Annotated in this window: 13 protein-coding genes; 5 read left to right on the top strand and 8 right to left on the bottom strand. The window is 51.2% G+C overall.

The window, feature by feature from the left end:
• Positions 1 to 44: 44 nt before the first annotated feature.
• Positions 45 to 746, top strand: coding sequence for a DUF6901 family protein (locus Kalk_RS18785; protein ID WP_101895715.1), 702 nt, complete (start codon positions 45 to 47; stop codon positions 744 to 746).
• A 79-nt stretch (positions 747 to 825) separates the two neighbouring features.
• Positions 826 to 1,578 carry a hypothetical protein gene (locus tag Kalk_RS18780; protein WP_101895714.1) on the top strand — a complete coding sequence of 251 codons (753 nt, stop codon included), beginning with the start codon at positions 826 to 828 and terminating at the stop codon, positions 1,576 to 1,578.
• 104 nt (positions 1,579 to 1,682) lie between these two features.
• On the opposite strand, the gene Kalk_RS18775 is transcribed toward Kalk_RS18780, so the two are convergent.
• Positions 1,683 to 2,198, bottom strand: a complete 516-nt coding sequence (locus Kalk_RS18775; protein WP_101896396.1) for an Hcp family type VI secretion system effector — start codon at positions 2,196 to 2,198, stop codon at positions 1,683 to 1,685.
• A 364-nt stretch (positions 2,199 to 2,562) separates the two neighbouring features.
• Here Kalk_RS18775 and trhP point away from each other — a divergent pair, with 364 nt between their 5' ends.
• The gene (gene trhP / locus Kalk_RS18770) at positions 2,563 to 3,888 is read left to right on the top strand and encodes a prephenate-dependent tRNA uridine(34) hydroxylase TrhP (RefSeq protein WP_101895713.1); all 1,326 of its coding nucleotides are present in this window, start codon (positions 2,563 to 2,565) and stop codon (positions 3,886 to 3,888) included.
• A 19-nt stretch (positions 3,889 to 3,907) separates the two neighbouring features.
• Here the strand turns inward: trhP and Kalk_RS18765 are convergent, their stop codons facing one another.
• The 7 genes from Kalk_RS18765 to tagH form a co-directional block, all read right to left on the bottom strand.
• Positions 3,908 to 6,397, bottom strand: coding sequence for a bifunctional serine/threonine-protein kinase/formylglycine-generating enzyme family protein (locus tag Kalk_RS18765; protein WP_101895712.1), 2,490 nt, complete (start codon positions 6,395 to 6,397; stop codon positions 3,908 to 3,910).
• Between the two features lie 8 nt (positions 6,398 to 6,405).
• A complete protein-coding gene (locus tag Kalk_RS18760; protein WP_101895711.1) occupies positions 6,406 to 7,146 on the bottom strand; it encodes a PP2C family protein-serine/threonine phosphatase in 741 nt (246 codons plus the stop codon).
• A gap of 8 nt (positions 7,147 to 7,154) precedes the next feature.
• Positions 7,155 to 10,685: a type VI secretion system membrane subunit TssM gene (tssM, locus tag Kalk_RS18755; RefSeq protein ID WP_101895710.1), complete on the bottom strand. Its 3,531-nt coding sequence runs from the start codon at positions 10,683 to 10,685 to the stop codon at positions 7,155 to 7,157.
• Between the two features lie 17 nt (positions 10,686 to 10,702).
• Entirely contained in the window at positions 10,703 to 11,671 is a 969-nt protein-coding gene (gene icmH / locus Kalk_RS18750; RefSeq protein WP_101895709.1) for a type IVB secretion system protein IcmH/DotU, read from the bottom strand.
• 39 nt (positions 11,672 to 11,710) lie between these two features.
• Positions 11,711 to 13,045, bottom strand: coding sequence for a type VI secretion system baseplate subunit TssK (tssK, locus tag Kalk_RS18745; protein WP_101895708.1), 1,335 nt, complete (start codon positions 13,043 to 13,045; stop codon positions 11,711 to 11,713).
• Positions 13,046 to 13,164: 119 nt separating this feature from the next.
• Positions 13,165 to 13,626 carry a type VI secretion system lipoprotein TssJ gene (gene tssJ / locus Kalk_RS18740; RefSeq protein WP_101895707.1) on the bottom strand — a complete coding sequence of 154 codons (462 nt, stop codon included), beginning with the start codon at positions 13,624 to 13,626 and terminating at the stop codon, positions 13,165 to 13,167.
• 1 nt (position 13,627) lies between these two features.
• Positions 13,628 to 14,959, bottom strand: coding sequence for a type VI secretion system-associated FHA domain protein TagH (gene tagH / locus Kalk_RS18735; protein ID WP_101895706.1), 1,332 nt, complete (start codon positions 14,957 to 14,959; stop codon positions 13,628 to 13,630).
• A gap of 155 nt (positions 14,960 to 15,114) precedes the next feature.
• Between tagH and tssI the strand changes: the two genes are divergently transcribed.
• The gene (gene tssI, locus Kalk_RS18730; RefSeq protein WP_101895705.1) at positions 15,115 to 19,074 is read left to right on the top strand and encodes a type VI secretion system tip protein TssI/VgrG; all 3,960 of its coding nucleotides are present in this window, start codon (positions 15,115 to 15,117) and stop codon (positions 19,072 to 19,074) included.
• Complete coding sequence (locus Kalk_RS18725) at positions 19,071 to 19,607, top strand: hypothetical protein (RefSeq protein WP_101895704.1); 537 nt, start codon at positions 19,071 to 19,073, stop codon at positions 19,605 to 19,607. The genes tssI and Kalk_RS18725 overlap by 4 nt, the downstream gene beginning before the upstream one ends.
• Positions 19,608 to 19,629: the final 22 nt, after the last annotated feature.

Genomic DNA, 19,629 nt, shown 5'->3' with positions numbered 1-19,629 from the left:
AAATCATGAGCTACACTTAACCTGTTAGGTAGGAGTGGGGCCCAATGAGCACAGAAGAAAAGTCGATCCGCTATCAAATATTTTTCAAGACACAGGATTATGTGTTCGATCAGACCATCGAGCTGAACGACGATACCTATGAGCACGCCGCCCCTGAAGAAGACATACCCGACTGGTGCAAACTCGCCTTTAAAAAATGCCCCAACTGTACTCTGAACGACATCTGGCATGAGTACTGCCCGTTGGCCGTGCGGCTGATTCCGTTCGTCAAGCTGCCCGCCTGCAACTCATACGACGATGTCCGTGCCGAAGTCACCATGGACAACAAAACCGTACTGGCAGAAACGTCGGCCCAAGAGGCGTTCAGTTCATTGTTGGGCCTGGTGATGGCCACCAGCGGCTGCCCTCACACTCGATTTTTCAAGCCTATGGCCTGGTATCACAACCCGTTTTCCACTCCAGAGGAAACCATGTACCGGGCTTGCACAACCTATCTTTTTTCGAATTTCCTTCATAACCGCGACGGCAAAAAGCTCAACTTCGAAGCCTTGAAGAAAATCTACATCAACATTCACCAAATCAATGTACACATTGCTGCCCGCATCAAAAACTATTCCGATACGGACTCTGCCCTCAACGCCATCGTATTATTGGATTTGATCACCAACGACTTGCCCATCGCTGTCGATGAAGACCTGACCGAGTTAAAACAGCTTTTCGAAAGCCACAAAAATCTGTTCAATTAGATTTACTTTCCCGCAAATTCCAATCTCTTTTGCGTGCTTTCTGTCTACATACAGGAATACGTCGAGGTTGGAACCCGTCATGGAACAGAAACCATTTAATTTTTTACCCTATATAGGCATAGTCAGCTTGATGACATTGGCTGGCTGTACCAGCAACACCAAAATAGACGATGGCTCGTATCGTTCCATCGGCCAGCAAACACCCAAACAGGTGCAGAAATACGCTGAAGAAGAGTTCGGCAATCAGGCCTCGCAACTGGATACAGGAGGCATTTCTGTTCCTGATTTTCCCGGCGAAACCACCCGCATCACCGGAACCACGAACCGCCCCGCTACTACCGGCACCCATATGGTGCGGTACGGGCACCCAGGCATAATCGACAAGATCGTGAAAACCGCGCGAATTCACTGTCAGCCGCTGGCATACAAAATCAATACCACCGAGAACAGCTTCTGGGGTAAAGAAAAGGGTACCTTGCAGCAATGCAGTTACCGCTTTCCTAAACACTGCGGCTCACATCAGTTCTCAATATTGAACTACGGCAAAAAAAGCGTGTTGATCTATCAGCCGCCAGAACAAAACCACTATATTATAGATACCTTGCAAGGCACGCCGAAATCCCAATTAGGTTTGTGGGATCAGGATGACCACATCGGCTCCAGCACCACCAATGCCAATTACCTGTTCCAAAACGATTACAACGCCAATTACCAAGCGCAGAACTTTAACCCGGTCAGCCTTGGGTGGATCATCAAAGCATCACACAATGATGAAGAGGAATACGGCAAACTGTATCACCGCGCAATAGAGGACATTACTGCCTGTTTTTGAATGAGCTGGACATAATCGGGGCTGATGATCGTTAGTTTAGCATCGACATAAAAAAAGCTGGCGCCATAACGGCAGCCAGCTTTTTTGTGCCTGATAGATCAGGACTACACTTTAAGTACGCGCCAGTCGTCATGACCGGAAGTACCGGAAATCTCGTGAGTCCACGTGATTTTGCGGTAAGTAAAGGACACGTCTTCCAGGTGAGTAAAGTGAGACTGACCAGGATCCTGACAGTTAGGCATATAAGCCTTGATGTCTACAATGATGGCGTCTTCCAGCTCGATCGTGAAGTAATGCTCCTGAGTTCCAGTAGCGGAAGTTCTCCACCATTCGATTTTGCAACCAACCATACGCTCACCGGAAGTCAGCGCGGAATACAGCAAAGGAGAGCACTTATCGAAAATTTTAGTGATGGTTACTGGCTGGTGAACACGCTGACCAGTAGGCTGACCACTCTGTGGATCACGTGGCAGGATGATGTTGTGCTTGAACGCCTCAACCAGAACCTGATCTTCATGACCTTCCTGGTAAATGTTACCAACGCTTGCCTCAGTGAAGTTGCCAGCGGTAATCAAACCTTGAAGTTCGCCTTCGATACTCATATACGCGGGTGTTGGCATGACCGATACCTCTTTAAAAATCCGTTTAAAATCTAGTTTTTGGTTACTACCGCCGCAGGAAACCGAGCCCACACATTCGGTAGCATTAACCCCTATTGGCCAGCGCTGCGCTGACAGTAGATATATATCAAGGCTTGTGCCAACAATCATATCTAATTGATATAAAAGAATATTTTTAATTTTTTCAGTAGTTTGACCCGCATTCAGCGTTATTCCAACGGGCAATTTGAGCAGGTTTTTGCGCAACATTTTGTATATGTGTACATACCACCGCCACCTTGACCTGGATTAATACTTTAGTACGCCAAAAAATCTAGAATCCACCGCCCTATTTGTCCTGCAAACAGATACTGGAATCAGATTTATGCTCAAACCGGAATTACTGTCCCCCGCCGGGACACTCAAAAGTATGCGTTACGCATTCGCCTACGGCGCCGATGCAGTCTACGCAGGCCAGCCCCGCTACAGCCTGCGGGTACGCAACAACGAATTTAACAAAGAGGAAAACCTGGCCACAGCGATCGACATTGCTCACCGTTTAGGCAAACAATTCTATCTCGCCACCAACCTGGCACCACACAACGACAAAATCCGCTCATTTGTTCGCGATATGGAACCGATCGTAGCCATGAAACCGGATGCCCTCATCATGTCAGATCCCGGCCTGATCATGATGGTGCGGGAGAACTGGCCCGATCAGGTTGTGCATCTCTCTGTACAGGCAAACGCAGTCAACTGGGCAACCGTGAAATTCTGGCAACAGCAAGGCGTATCTCGCGTGATTTTATCCCGCGAATTATCTCTGAATGAAATTGAGGAAATCCGTCAACGGGTACCGGAAATGGAGTTAGAAGTATTCGTTCATGGCGCGCTATGCATCGCCTACTCAGGGCGCTGCCTGCTATCCGGCTACATGACGCACCGAGACTCTAATCAGGGAGCCTGCACCAATTCCTGCCGCTGGAAATACGACACCCACGAGGCCAAAGAAACGCCAGAAGGTGATATCGTCGCCGTGGAAAAATTTGACCCGATGGCAACCCAATCCACGCAGGATAAGATATTCCTGTTGCAGGAAGAAGGCCGGCCAGGGGAATACATGCCCGCTTATGAAGATGAGCATGGTACCTATATTATGAACTCGAAAGACCTGCGAGCAGTGCAACATGTAAAGCGGCTCGCTGAAATGGGCATTCACTCATTAAAAATCGAAGGCCGCACCAAATCTCATTTTTACGTGGCTCGAACCGCACAGATATACCGCCGCGCCATAGACGATGCTGCAAACAAGGCAGACTTCGACTGGACGCTGATGGATCAACTGGAGGGATTGGCCCACCGCGGTTACACGGAAGGTTTCTATCGTCGCCACCTGCCAGCTGAATTTCAGAATTACGAGGAGAACAGCTCCAATTCCGGCACTCAGCAGTTTGTAGGGGAGGTTACAGAATACGACCGCAGCAAAGGCCTGATGACAATCACCGTGAAAAACCGGTTTGCCGTGGGTGACCAGCTGGAGTTGATGACCCCAGCGGGCGATCATGTTTTTACACTCAATCACATAGAGACCACCAAAGGTGAGACTGTGGACGTGGCCAAAGGCGACGGCTGGACTGTGCGCATCCCAGCCCCGGCAGATTTCGATCCCGAATACGCCATGCTAATGCGTAACAAGGCGGCAGGCGGCTAAACGACACCTGCTGATCACACTAAAGCGTTCTTACTACACGAAATCCATGTAAGGGGCCCCCATCAGGGGCGCCCTGGGTGATTGCCGCTGCACTGCATCCATCCAGCTCAGTGCTCGCATCACCGCCAACGGTAAGCAAATTGCTGCCATCACGCACCCACTCCCCGGCGTTGCCAAACAAATTCTGCAAACCCAATGAGTTCTGATACCCCTCAGCGGCAGAACGCAAACTACCACCCCTTACCCAACGTCCACCGGCGTAGACTTTACAATTATGATCACGAATGCCGCTGTCGTCTTTTGCCATCAACTTCCACTGCTGCAAAGTAGGAATGCGATATTGGTGGCCACTCATTTTCGATAACCAAGCGACGTAGTTTTGTGCCTGTTGAAAGCTAATATCGGTGATGGGCAGCCCCGCTCCTGCGCGCAACGAACAGGCCCGAAACATTCGGCAGTAGTGATTATAATCCGCGATCGTTACCTCCGTACGGCTAACAGCAAAACCGGGCACCGCACGCAGCCCCTTAATAACGACCAACTCAGGGCCCTGAACATTAGGTGCAAGCTGATCACGGCAGCGAGACTGAGCCCGACAAGGATCATAACGTTTAACCGCAACCGCCGTTGATCTTACCGGCAACCATTGCTTCTTCCACGCCAATAACTCCAAATCCTGAACATCCCCATCCTGATAGAAGTGACGTAAACTGGCTTTCAGCACGCCATACATGGCTGGGTTATCCTGCTGCAACTTGTGCATAAGTTCGCTGACATCATCGCCACTCTCCAACCTCTGCTGTTGCGCCAAAGCGACAGCCTCACGATACTCCTGAAGCCATGCGGTAGAATCAGAGTTGCTCCCGAGTGAATCTGCTTGCACGGAACTGCCCTGCCCCTGTCGAGTGAGGATAGCCTGAAAACGCGAGGCCTCATTGGGAAACAACCCCGATGCCTGTGCAACAATAGCCTCTGCCATCGCTTGCTGCCCCAGATACACAGCCAAACCGGCTTCTTTGGCTAAAAGATGTTTAAAATCATAGCGCTCGAACAATGGGTGGCTTGGCTCCACTGTTTGAAGATCCGAGATCAATGTCTGAAAATCAGGCTGGCTGGTTTGATAATCACGACTTTCGATTATCTGCTCAATATCACCCGCCAGCTGCGACAAAAAAGCATCTCGAAGACGGTTAAATTGGCTCTGCAAATCCTGTAACGCCGAAGAGTCAGCGTACAACGGCATCAGCAGATCAAACAATTGGCTAACACGTTGAAAATCATCTGCCGATTTTAAACCTTGCATTTGACTGCCAAGGTTATGCAGTACCGCGTCACGGGCACTTTGCAAAATCACCAGCGTATCCTGCTTATTAAACTCGTTTAAACGCAACGTACCCTTTTGCACAGACTTAAAGTCAGGCTGAGCCAATAACGACTCAACCGCTCGATGCTCCCGATGAGAAACCCAATTCAACAGAAAAAAACCGGTCACCAATAGAATAAGCGCTGCACTGGATATTAATGCAAGCTGACGAGGGCGACGAGAGGATTCACCGAAGAAACGCTGACGGAACCCTTCAATAGTAAGATCGGTCTGGGGATTGAACGCCAACAGCAGACTCAATGCTTTCCATTGCGCGCGCGTCAGATCGCCTATTCGCGGCACCTTCATCATCGCTGCATCAGCCTCTGTGGCTTTACAACGCTTATAGGGGTGCTCCCCTGTAAAAAGCATGTAAAATATGCAGCCCAACGCATACAGGTCATCCTGCTGCTGGGGCTTGGCGCCACACAATACGTTTACACTGGCATAGGCCGGGGTAAATGCCTGAATGGAAGATACATCCAGTGCTGTAGATTCTGCATATATCGCACGCGCGATGCCGAAATCCAACACTTTTACCTGCCCCGTCTGAGTGATGAATATATTGGCAGGCTTTAAGTCCGCATGCACAACGCCTTGCTGATGAGCGTAGATGATTGCATCGGTTATCTGTCGCAGAATGTGCAGGGCTCTGGATTGACTGAGCCCGGTTTTATGTTTTCTCAACAACTGATCCAACGATTGGCCCTGCAACAGCTCCATGGTCATGAAAGCAACATCGCCATCACGATCAAAATCGTATGCACTGACAATATTGGGATGAGAAAGACGCTGGGTTTTTTTAGTCTCCTGCTGCAGACTGACCAGGGCATGCTCGTGGCGGCAGAAGGATTCATTGATCACCTTGACTGCTACCCAGGGATCAGCATCACCCGCTTCAACCTGACGCAAATCACGAGCTTTGAATACGGCACCCATCCCCCCGGAACCCAATTGCTCCACCAACTCAAAACGCTGCTTCAGCACCATGCCTTCACTGGCACTGCGGGCGGCAACTTTTGCCCCTGCACTATCCAGGCCCGGCATGCCAGCCACCACGGTTTTACCCGCATCCTCATTAGACACCTGCACTTGTGTTGCATCAGCAGGGCGCTGCACTACCGTTTTATCATTCCGTTGATTCATTCCGTGGGCTATCCCTGCTCCACTGCAATCACATTCACGGTGACGTTATCACTGGCATTGCCCGACAAGACCGCCTCGATCAAACGGGATGCTTTCTCCTCGCACTCAACCGGGGCTGAGAGCACGGACATAATCTGATCTGGCTGCAATTCCGAATACAACCCATCACTGCATAGCAACAATACATCCTCCGGCAGCAGGTCAATGGCCAGATAATCCAGCTCCAAACTGACATCCGCCCCGACAGCTCGGGTAATAACATGCCGCTGCGGATGCGTACCTATGTCTTGATCGGCGATCACGCCCTTATCCAACAGCTCCTGCACCACACTGTGATCTTTACTAAGCTGATACAGCCCATTATCCCGCAATAGGTACAAGCGACTATCCCCTGCCCACACACAGGCACCTTCCTGCTCTTGCGTCATCAACGCAATTACTGTGCACCCCATCATCGAGCTGTCTGCAGTTAAGGTTCGTTCTTGGGTAAGTTGATCATTAACGGACTGGATGGCGTTGGATATAGCCTCTACTTTTTGTTGCAGGGTGGGAGTGTCATTTAGAGTCGACGCTGCCTGAGTCACGGCATTTACCACCATGGCTGACGCTACCTCTCCGGCGTCATAACCACCCATGCCATCGGCGACACACCACACTCCGCTGCCCGTATCATCGCAAAACGCATCTTCGTTCAGTTCCCGTACATTACCTACGTGGCTCAGGGCAGCAGATTGATAACGCAAATTCATTCTGACCCCTATAGTTTGTTGGGCAAATTGAAGTTACCAAGGTAATCTCGACCAAACGGGTTTTGTGCACTACTGGCATGCAGCTCATAGACCGCTTTGCGCTCTTGATCTTTCACCGTAAGTTGATAGCGATCCGAGTAACCCGTCTTTTTAAGAGGGAATCGATCCAGCAATCGGAACAGTCCCCAGGCTCCGTTCACTTGATCTGCAAACTGCACACCGTAATGATCCTCAAAGACGTAGCGAACGTTATCCTGACTGACCTCTGACGGCCAGGTAACCTCGTTGCGACGGGCAGGCCCGTGACGATACTCAAGGCGCTCACCCAGCATACTGAGTTCAAAACGGTTGATGTTGGCATCTAGATAGGTAGCCCGCAGTTTGAAGCTGACCTGAGGTGCATCACTGTCAAAGAAGAACACTTTGCGAATCTGATCAGCTTGTTCGAAACGCGCCAAAGTCTGTTTGCTCAAGGCCAATCCCTGCCCATCCACAGACACCATACGCCATGGCGATCTGCGAGTATCCACGAATGGAGCCAGATAATTCTCAAAGAACTGGTGTTCGATACCTTCAGGCTTGAAAAACTCGGCAAAGTCCGCGAGAGTCACATCCACATTGGCGCGCTTGTCCAATGGATAGCGCCCGGCAAGACTGCGATTATAGAAAGGCCGGACCATGACATCGTATTCCGCTGCGATGTGGCCGCGAGCCGCTCCCAAGGTGTGCCCCCACGCACGATCTGTAAGTGATTCTACCCACTGTTTAACCGGTTCCGGTAAGTGCCGCGCTTCGACTTTCAAGCGCCCGATCGGGTCGGATCGGCCGTTACTCATACGCGCAACCGCTGCATCAAAAGCCCCTTGGCTGGTGGAACCGGAGCTGGTGATGCCCTCCAGGTAGAATTGCAGCTCGGTTAACGCCGCGGTAACGCGATCGAACGGTGCTGCTTGTCCGTTTTGCGCCAACATCAAATCATGCAAGGGCTCAAACCGCTTGTCTACGAGGGTCGCTGGGTTTTCAGGAAGCTGCATCAAACGACTACGACCAGCCATGCTGGCGATGCGCCCAATTTTGCCTGCCTTGGGGTCGGCCATACGCGCTAACTTGCCCGCACCGGCCACGTTATCGGCAATTACGCTCGGATCAACCAGCGGTTTAGATAATTGCGTGTGCACGACCACTTCATCCAAAACTCTGCGTAGAGGTGAGCTGCCGGATAGCATTTCATTGAGCAAACGGACGTGCTCATCTAAAGACAAGGAGTTCTGCAAACGCAATTGGAATAAGGCTGAACGCCAATAGCCAATGTAATCGTCCAGGTAACGCTTCTCTATCTCTGCCTGTACATTGGCCAGATCCATATCGCTCATGTCTTCGCCACGGCTGCCCACTACCCAACTATCATCGGCCAGATCTTCTATGATATTGGCTTGCTGGGGCTTGAAGAAATCGTGATAGCCCTCAACCGTATACAGCCAGGGTATCGCCAGAAATTCACCTTCAAACACATAGTGAATATCGTGCCCAACCTGACTATCGAACCGATAATCCATTGGTGCCTGTTGACGCGCTTTATCTTGCAAAGAGGCATAAATTTGCTGTGCCAAAGGCACCTGGCGCAATACTCTTCTGCTTTTTTCCACCAACAGCTCATCTGGCTCAAGCGCTGGCCAATCCATCTCCGACAAGCGGGTAAGATGCAGGTTTAAAGCCTCCAGCTGCTCCGGTTGATCGGCATAACGATTGCGCCAGTCTGCCCGCAGCCAGGTTTCCACATAGGCCTTATCCAGCCGTAGTGGCAGGCTCAGCATTAAATAGGCTTTCAAAGCATGGTGAAGGTATTCCGGCAAATCCTGATTCTGCTGTATCTGGCTTGCCAACTGCTTTTGCAACGACTTATAGAATTCCTGATTCAAAACAATCTGATATTCAGTTTCCGACTGTTCAGCAAAGGCATCGCCCTGATATAACCCGGCACCTATTTGCCAACCGTCGTTATCGGGGCGATAAACATCACGCAGCGCAAGCAGTGGTTGCATGGTCTGAACTACCTGTTCAGGCATTTCATTACCAAGCAACTGAGCACGCTGTCGGGTGTATTGCTCCAGGTGCTCTTGCACCACATTCAGCCGTGATTCGTTAAGGCCATAACTGGTGGACCACATTACCGTGGTCGCGGCAGCACCGGCCAGAGTAGCCCCATACCCCAGGTTACGGGCCCAACGTAATTTACTTTCGTAGCGGCGGTTGGCTCCTGCCAGCTCAGACTCAGGAAACACCACTTTCTGAAACAGGCTATTCAGAAAATAGCTTTTCCCCTGGGCTGGCCCACCGACCAGTGCATCCTGTGCAAAGCCCATCTGCCCTGCCATATTTTGCATAATGCGCTGCATGCCAGCGCCTTCTTGAGTTCCGCTTGTAAAATATACGCCCCTCAACAAATAGTGATCCTGAAAACGGGACTCGCTGAATGTGCGTCCGACAAACTCAGAAAAATGTGTTTTCAGCTGTTCGAAGCGGGAAGGAAACCCAAGAATATCCGCACGACGACGCACATCTCGCTCAAAATGGAATTTACCCAAAACCCCATCGTGGAGCCGTTTTGCCACCAGATCAAACTCATCTTCAAACAGCTGATGATAGGTTTGATGGGCCTCAAGCTTATCCGGGAAGGTCATACCCCATACCTGGCTGCGCTCCTCCTTGCCCATCATGTCGAAGTACTGGTTGAAACCGGGCATCAGGTCGCTCTTGGTAATCAGCAGATAAACCGGGAAGTTCACACCAAGCTGATCTTTAAGCTCCTGCAAACGTGCCCGCACCGCGTTAACGTTGGCAACTCGCTCCGATTCGGTTTTATTCACCAACTCATCAACACTGATAGCCACCAACACACCATTAATTGGGCGGCGTTTACGGTATTTTTTCAGCAGGCCGATAAACCCTTTCCAGGCAGCCGCGTCAGCACTGGCATTGCTATCCTGAGTGGTGTATCGACCTGCGGTATCAATCAATACCGCCTGATCTGTAAACCACCAATCACAGTTTCGCGTTCCTCCAACCCCTTGAATTGCACCGCGCCCAAATCGAGTTTCCAACGGAAAATCCAATCCCGAATTGACCAACGCAGTGGTTTTACCGGTACCCGGTGGCCCGATGATGATGTACCACGGCAGTTCGTAGAGGTAGTTTTTACTGTAGCGACTGTTGTTACTACTGCTTCTGCGCAATGTTTCTATGGCATCCTTGAAACGGGCACTGAGCAGCGCCACTTCGCCGGCTTGGGAGGCATCTTTGTTGGCACTTTCGCCTTGCAAATCATTGGCAAGCTTTTCATGACCCGCTTTGGCCTGCATGGTCATACGTAGATTATTCAAGCCCCACGCCAACAGCAGCACCATGATGATCAGCAGACGCACCACTTCACTTTCCAGAAACTTGTTATCGGCAATGGCAATATAAGGGCCGCCAAACCAAACCAGAATTGACAGAGCGATTACGCCAATCAGAGTAATAAACCACTTTTGTTTTAACATCCGTTTTTAGCCTTTGTTCAGTGATTTGCGTCGTCGCTGAGAGGGCGCTCCAGCTCGGTGAGCAACGCGCTGCTGCGTTCGTTTAACAAATAGGAAAAGCCAGAATAGGTGCCCAGCATCAACACGCCCACCACAGCAACCACAACCCACAACGGCAGATAGCGGGACAGAGGGTTACGTCGCTGGGTTACGCGCTGCCAATGGGGTGACAGATCCCGTTCTGGCTCTCCTTTTTGCATACGTATCAGGTGGAAAAGATTGTCACGCAGCGCTTCCAATTGCGCATAACCTCGTGCATCAAGGCGATATTTTCCCTCAAACCCCAGGCCAAGGCAGACATACATCAGCTCCAGCAAATGCAGGTTTTTCGCCGGGGACTGTTGCAGATACTCAAGTAACTGGAAGAAGCGTTCACCACCGCCGGTTTCCCCATGAAACTGACTCAGCAGGGACTGATTGCTCCATACGCCACTGCCCCAATGAGTTTTATTGACCAACTCATCCATGACTGTACACAGTACATAACGGGCGTAATAACGGGTTTCTTCACTGCTGTCGTTATGCAGCAATTGCTGGTCAAATATCTGCAATTGCTGCACGCAGCCATCGCGGTAGGACATCACATCATGAGCTTCATTCTGTGCAGATAGCTGAGCCATTCTCTCAAGTAACCCAGAGGAAGCCGCCAGCAATGGATTGTCCAACGCTCGCCCTTGCTGAACACCATAACCCCAACCCTGCCCCGCAATTACACCCGCCTGAGATCCAGGCTGAAAGAAGCCACTATTACCTGCCGCTGCTTGCGGCGGTGATGATGGTGGTGGCCAGGAAGGCGACGGTGCAGGCTCCGGTTGTGGTGATACCGGTGGCGGTTTGGAGCGCCCTCCCGGGTTGGGGCGCGCAAAGCCACCCGCGATGGGATGGGCTGCCTGGCTAACTCCATCGGCATTGCGAATCTGTACCAGGGTTTTATCTTCCGTACTCATGATGTGTCTTGCCCTTAGTTAACCCTAATTTGGTGTTTTTTAGCCCTTTACAGCCCATAGTTCCAATTCCAAACCAGGGACTTCACCAGAAAAATGAAACGCAATACCGCCGGATTTCTTTAACTGTAACCAGTGCTCAGGCGTTTTCTCTAACTGGAAGTAAGTACAGCCCGATGTATATGGAACCTGCCTGGGAGCTACCGGTTGAGGTATCAAACTGATACCGGGCAACTGCAGGTTTACCAGCTCACGCAACTGCTCTACTCCTCCAGCTTTGACTACGCTGGGCAGGCGCGTTCGTACGCTGTCTGGGCTCCATTCGCTTTTCACTGCCAGGAAAAATTGCGCCTGATCCAGCAATGCCCGATCCTGAATCGGCGCGACCCGAACGCCAAAGCGGCGCTCCTGCAAAGGCAAAGCCACTGCGGTTTGTTCGAATACCAAGCTCAAAGATTGACGCATCTCACCCATTAATAAGTTGAAACAGTGCGTGAGATTTTTGTGATCGTAGGGAATGTCCTGTGCTGCTAATTTGCTCTCAGCAGTAAAGGTGGCCATCTCTCCATTTAACATCACCAGCTGATGATAAAGAGTCTCAGGATGTATCTGTTGGATGGATTCATAATGACGCAGCCCCGCTTTGTAGCGATTCACCAACTGCAGCAACATAAAATCTGCGATATCTGAGGAGCCGCGACGGCCAGATGCGGAAGACAACCGAGCCGCAATGGCTTCGGCTCGATGCGACAAGAGGCTTAGGGTTTCCTTAAGGAAGAACGTGAGCCGCTGTGAGGCAGTCACATTCAAACAGGGTGGGATGTACTGTTCATCCAGTTCAATACGACCATCCACATAGCTTTCTTTAATTCGTGCTATGGGAATGCTGGTGTAATCAGCGGTGAGATCCTCTTCCAGCAAAAGCTTAAGGCGCGGTTGGGCAACGCTGATGTTAACCGTTTTACTGCTGCCCAAATTGCTATCCTGGACGTCCTCTTCGCTGCTGATCCAGCGCGTCAGGCTGTTATCATCCTGGGCGGGGGCCGTTTCGTCGGCACCCAGCAGCACTACCGGCAATGCCAGATAAATCAATACATTCTGCTTGCCTGGATGCACCTCCATCAGCAATCGCTGCACGCGGCTGTTGGTTGCAAACAGGCCTCCATCCGGAAAAACACCTTCCGCACGACTGATAGCAAAAGCGCCCTGCTGCAATAGTTGCTCATCTACCTGTAACTGACTGATACCCCAGCCAAACGGATCAAGCATCCGGCCACGGGTGCGGAACTGTTGATCCAGATATCGATCGTGCTGTTGCAAATGCTGAGGGCGCAGAAGCATTCCCTCACTCCAGACTACCTTGTCATGCGACGGCATGGAGCGAACTCTCCCTAAACATGGGTTTATTGCTTAGAGAGACAGGCCAACCGCAAAAAAACTGCCGGTTGTGTGCAGAAAATTACACTATTTTGTGCAGATCAAAGGATGCTGCCGGATCAACGAGGTGTAGCCAGCTCGATTCCCCGTCGATTCAGGAGCACAGTAAGCTGATTTTTATCCTTGAGAGTAAGAGGCAACACCAATCGCCAGTTCACTTTGTCCAGCTGGCGATAGGCCGCCAGTATTCCGACATAATTGGACTCAGGCTTGAGCGCAAACTTCATATCCTGGACATCACCGGGCTTGAATTCGAACTCCTCAGTAGCCACCAAATCGCTCCCCAGGGTCTGCGCCTCATCCTGATACAAGGCAAAAAACTCTGAGCTCTCAAACACTGCGGGGGACTTCAATTCCACAACCCGTACTACCACTGGAGAGGGGCGCCCATTATCATCCGGGTTTACATCGCCCCCTGCCACAATTCGCATATCCACCTTGGTAAGATCGGACATAAAGTATGAACAGCCGCCAAGCCACACAGCCAGCAGCAATGTGATCACTTTAAACCCCAACTTCATCTTACTTCCCCTTTGGATTTCTGGTCTTCTTGAGTTTGGACATTTGCTCATCGTAAGCTCGGGCAAATGGCTCCGCAAACATACTGGCAAAGATATCATCCTCGGCCAACAAATCCCGATGCAGCTCTCGATAACTTTCCCAATAACGCGCATTTTTTGAGCCAATAGAGAGCCCACTACTGCGACCTTTGTCAAAGCGCTTTTCCAATGCCTGGGGTGACAAGCTGTCCATCAACTCCAGAAAAGCGCCTTGCATGCCCGCCATCATGGCCAGCTGATGCTCCTGAAAGTCATCAAAACACTCCTGCATGGCTCGATCCATGGGCTGAAACGAACCCTGATCTTCCGCCAGCATATGCTTGATAGCCTGCTCACCATTGGCGGACAACTTGATAGGGTTGTTGTCCTTCATATTGACCAAGGTCATATCGAGCCGAAACTCATTCTTCATACTGGCTCGAGCCTGGGATGCAGACACCAAGCCCCGCATACAAAGCCGCAGCAGCATACCGGCACGACGCAGGAAATCCACCCCGCCAGCCTGCTCAATTTCAGACATTTGAACCCCAAGCCCCTCCGCCAACGCCCGCAGCGGCCCCTCTCGATCCTCTCTGCGCGCCTCGGTAATGGGTGCAATAGCGGTGTGCATTGCACCCTCGTCCCAATCAGGCAGTGGCGGAATAACGCCCTTACCAGGCAACGGCTCCTCTGGTTCTGCTTGCTGCTCGGTTTTCGTGGCAGCCGGTTCTGCCGGCTCCTCCCACCAGTTCTCCGGCAAGCCGGTATCCGATTCAGTCTTAGGCGGTGTAAAGGGGGTGTTTTGCGGTGCTACATCATCGGGCATGGAATGGGATTTCTGATGCCAGCCTTCGGCTTTCGGGGTAGCCTTGGCTTGCTCAGCCGCCCACTGATCTACCTGCTCCATCGGATTATTGGTGCTGTTCATGGCAGGCCGGTTTCCCAACGTGGGTCGCGGTATCTGTACAACGGCAGCAGGCTGCTCATGGCCTGCCGCCGCGTTCACCTGCACTTGAAAATGGATCTGCCCCATCAACAAACGGTCGGCATCGTTCAGCGGCATCGCCCGATTTTTACCCAGCGCTTCCACCCCATTCAAAAACACGCCATTGGTACTGATATCGGTAATAAAGAACTGCCCTGACTCATAGGAAATAATGGCGTGACGCCCGGACATATGCCGAGTTTGATCAGGAATCACCCAATCACACTCAGCTGACCGCCCAATTACACCGCCAGCAGGATAGAACACGTGGCGAGCCCTACTGCCCATCAGGTGCTTTTCCGTGCTCACCACTTCAATCACTAATTCCATTGCCTAACTGCCTAAAATTTCAACCGAATCGATATATTTCATCATAGTCTAAACGCCCCGCAGAAGTTTGGCTGGAATTTTTACCCTAAAGAGTCTCTATAGGGTGACATGAACATTCAACAACAATCCAATAACCGACTCAAGCCAGCCAGTCTATGACAACCAGCCCAGCCAACTCCAGCCGCTTCAGCATTGCCATTCATGGCATGGACGATTCATTCCGCCTGACGGCCCTGAAAGGAGCGTCCGCCATTGGTGACCTGTACCAATATGACATTTGCTGCGCAAGTAAAAGCCAAAAAATCAAACTTGAAGACCTGCTCAATCATTCGGTGCTGGTGACAGTTCATGATCTAAGTGGCGGCAAAGCGCCTCGATTTCTGCGGGGTATCGTCAGCGAAGCCAGCTATCTCAACCAGGGCAAAGAATACAGCGAATATCGCCTCACCGTCGTGCCCGCTCTTTGGGTGTGTACCCAAAAACACAATTTTCGCATTTTTCAGGAACAAACCCCGAACGCCATTATTACTCAGATTCTGAAAGAGCATGGTATTCAGGGCGACCTGTTCAGCGACCAAACCAGCTCTGCACCACAGCGCAACTATTGTGTTCAATACGGCGAATCTGACTACGCATTCATCACCCGTTTGATGCAAGAAGAAGGCTGGCATTACCACTTTCAGAATACCGATCAGAAGCAGATCCTGATCCTGGGGGACACCAACAAGGTATTCAACACCAAAAACGGCTCAGAAACACTGCGTTATGAGCAAGAAAGCAGCCGGCCACAGGATGAAGAATGCGTTCACCAACTGAACAGCCGATACGATCTCACCACCGGCGCAATCCGTATTAGTGATTTCAACTTCGAAAAACCTACCTTAGGCCTGCAGGCAATCAGCAAAGGGCAATTCAGCCAACTGGAGCATTATCACCATCCAGGGCAGTTCATGGAACCAGGTCGCGGCAAGCAGCTTTCCCAGCGCTATCTTGAACAGGCTGAGTATCAACTCCACCTCATTGACATGGAAACCCACTCCATTCATTGCGAAGCAGGGCAATGGATGTCCCTGGAAAAGCACCCCAACGCAAAACTGAATCAACGCTATCTGATTATTCACAGCGAACTCATCGCCGAGCAACCGCAATCATTGGATTCAGGTGCCAGTAATAAGCCACCACGGTGCATCAGCCGTTTGCGCTGCATTCCATTTACAACGCCCTTTCGCCCCTACTGGGGCCATGTAAAGCCCATGGTATCCGGCCCCCACAATGCCATCGTCACCGGCCCCAAAGGCGAAGAGATCTATACCGATCGATACGGGCGCATCAAAGCACAGTTCTACTGGGATCGCGAAGGCCAAGGCAATGAAAATACCAGCTGCTGGATACGGGTCAATCAACCTATGGCGGGTGTCCAATGGGGAGGCATTGCCCTTCCTCGCATTGGTCAGGAAGTCATTATAGATTTCGAACATGGTGATCCTGATCGACCGGTGATGACCGGGCGTGTATATAACGGACAAAACCTGCCACCCTACACACTACCAGCCAACAAGACCCGCTCCGCCCTCAAAAGCCTATCCAGTCCCGGTGGTGGCGGCTATCACGAACTGCGCCTTGAAGATAAAAAGGGCAGCGAGCAGATCTTCATCCGTTCAGAAAAAGATCTCGACTTAAGAATACTAAACGATCTCAAATCACATACCGACAACGACCAGCACCTGTCCGTAGGCGGACAACTTGCTGAAGAAACAGGCAAAGATCACCACAGCACCATCGGCGCCAACCAGAACGACGACGTGGGACAAAACCTCTCCATCACCACAGGCAAGGATCTGCACCTGAAGATCAGTGGCGCCCACGTGATCGAATCCGGCAACGCCATCCACATCAAAGCTGGCAGCAAAGCCATTCTGCAAGGCGGCACAAGCCTGTCAGTAAAAGCCGGGGCCGGGGTCATCACCCTTGACCCGTCCGGCGTCGCCATTATGGGGCCTCTGGTGCGCATCAACGAAGGCGGTGGTGGTGGCTCCGCCCAGGCAGCAAATCCCACCCAACCCGGCAACCCCGCCGAAGCAGACAACGACGCACCCGGTGCCAAATTGAGAGCCGCCAGCGCTGCCAGCACACCACTGCCCGCGGCCATTGATTTCGATCGCGCCAAAGCGCAATTGGCCGCACTGCAACAAGCTGATGCCATGCAGGCGCCTTTTGTGGAGGAATGCCCTGAATGTGCACTGTTTACTCAGCAGCAAGGGGCGTTGGCGGCAGGCGAGCCTGTCCCTGAGGCGGAAGAAGAATCTGACACATTGGGATTAGTGTGTATAGACGCCGATGGCAGCCCCGCGGCCAATCTGCCCTACTCTGTAACTCTGGCGGACGGTAGCACTCGCAATGGCACACTGAACTCAGAAGGCAAAGCCCAGCTATCCGGCGTTACCCCCGGCAATGCCACTGTTGAATATACCAGCGATGCCGACGAAGCAGAGATTCAGGCAACCCGAAAAGAAATAGCAGGTGTTCTGACAGACATCATCGCCTGTGAATATCAAGAGAAAGCAGCCATCGACGCAGAATACGCGAAACAAGGCGCTCTCGGCCAATGGTGGGAAGAGGAAAAAGCCAAAGCTCGAGGAGCAGGAAAATCAGTTCTCGGGCTGCTGTCCTTCCTCAAAGAAGCCAACGACCTGACACCATTAAACCAGTTTATCAATGCGCACAAAGTGGCGTGGGATTCCTGGCGCAATACCGACGACCGCCCCTACCTGCAACGCTTCACCGACAACTTCACCGAGTCCCAATTCAAAGATACCGCCGACGTGCTTGGCTTTGATCCACGCAGTATCAGCCGTGAAGACCTGGCCAACGCCTGGGCCATGGCCAACTTTGTCTGGGATGATCCCGAAACCCAGAAACTGCTGATACAGTTCGGTGGCGACTACATCGCTGCCCAACACAAATTGGAGATACTGGAGTTTGGGGCAGGAGCTGCCACCGAAATCGCCATTGATGTTGTCATAACCGCCCTGACCGCTGGAGCTGGGGCAGCCTTAATCGCGGGTACCAAGTTGCATTATCTGGATAAATTCAAGAAACTGGGCCCTCTGTTCAAGAAGCTGGCAGATATCAGGAAGAAGCTGTTTAAGAAAGGCAAGAAAACCGGACAGACCGGTGGGGAAATTCCGGAGCAGTTAGGGAAACCGGAAGCCGTTGAGCTTAAACGCAAGCGCACACCCGATGAATTGGATTCAAGCGTCAACAGCAAACGGATTGCACCAACGGGCTTGGCAGATGCTGGAAATATACTGAAAGAACGTCGCAAGCAAATCGCTTCTGAAGGCTATAAACCCAAATACAGCGATGAAGAATTAGCGCATATGGCGCAGCATAGCGATGTGGGAGACGAACGCTTCCAAGTCCGCTTTATGGACGAAGGCTACTTGAATGATCGAGATACACCAGATCAAGCGCTCAGCGGGAAAATGGGCGTGACTATGGAAGGCGCAACAGGCAAAGGCGCCAAATACTGGTCCACCAGTCTCGACCAAATCGAAGACGCCGATACCGACCCGAAACTGATCAGTAAAAAATTAGGTCTGGAATATAATCCAGACAAGAAATATGCTTTGGTGATCGTGGATACAGAGAAGTCTACCTCATTGACCGGTGTGAAAAGCGTACCAGCCACCTTTGAGAAGGTTAGTGAATTCGCCAATACGGAATTGCCTAAGGATTTCCCGAAAAATCTTACCGACGAGATGATGACGCCGGAGTTTCAGACCAAGTATGCTGAACAGTATCAGACTGCTGTAGATCAAAAATACTTGCCCGATCAGTGGTCGAAGGATACCGCAAGTTTTGAGGACTATCTAAAATCCACCGGCATGCCGGAAGAAGAAAGAAACATTATGCTCAAACGGATGCAAATGCATGACAAAATCGGCAATAATCAGGAGTATCTGGGCAACGGCCTGACCAAAGACCTGAACCCCAACTCCGCCAACGAATTCGGTGCAGTAGAAACCCTCAATTTTGAACGCAGGGAAGTCAACCTCAAACAGTTACAAGACGCCGGAGCCATTAACATCATTACTGGACTGACCCCTTTATGAGTTATGTAACACCTCCTTACCCTGTTCTGGAACCACTGCCGGTTATTCAACAACACGACCAGCTTCCATTTGGAACCGTCAATTTAGGTCAATGCCTCGACAACACGTCGGGACGAGACAAACTATTTACTCTCGTAACTCACAAAAACCATTTATCCGTTTTAACGTCTTATCATGCTGGCCCCCATGATCAATATTATTGCAAACAGTACGACTTCCCCCTCAAAACCCTAAGCTGGTTTCCAAAAGCACTGGATGAATTCCGTAAACCGCCCGCTGAAGGTGGCCTTCACGCGGGAGCTATGGTGAGCGTGGATGTGGACGTGGATGGCGAAATGCTGGCGGTGGGTAGCACCACTAGCGGCTACTGTTTGACTAATCGATCCCGTAATGACCATAGCTATGATGACTACAAAGCTGAGGAGTACTATATGCCTATCGAAATCTCCCTCAGCTACGATTTCCTCTATCGACTTGGCTTTCTAGACCTATGGAAATCCCTGGGCGAAAAATACGAACGCGGAGAACTTTAAAAACTGAGATACAATATGGCAT

The organism is Ketobacter alkanivorans (assembly GCF_002863865.1).
Lineage (GTDB): Bacteria > Pseudomonadota > Gammaproteobacteria > Pseudomonadales > Ketobacteraceae > Ketobacter > Ketobacter alkanivorans.
Note: the sequence above shows the minus strand (reverse complement) of the source record. Positions and strands in the feature narration are given on the sequence as shown.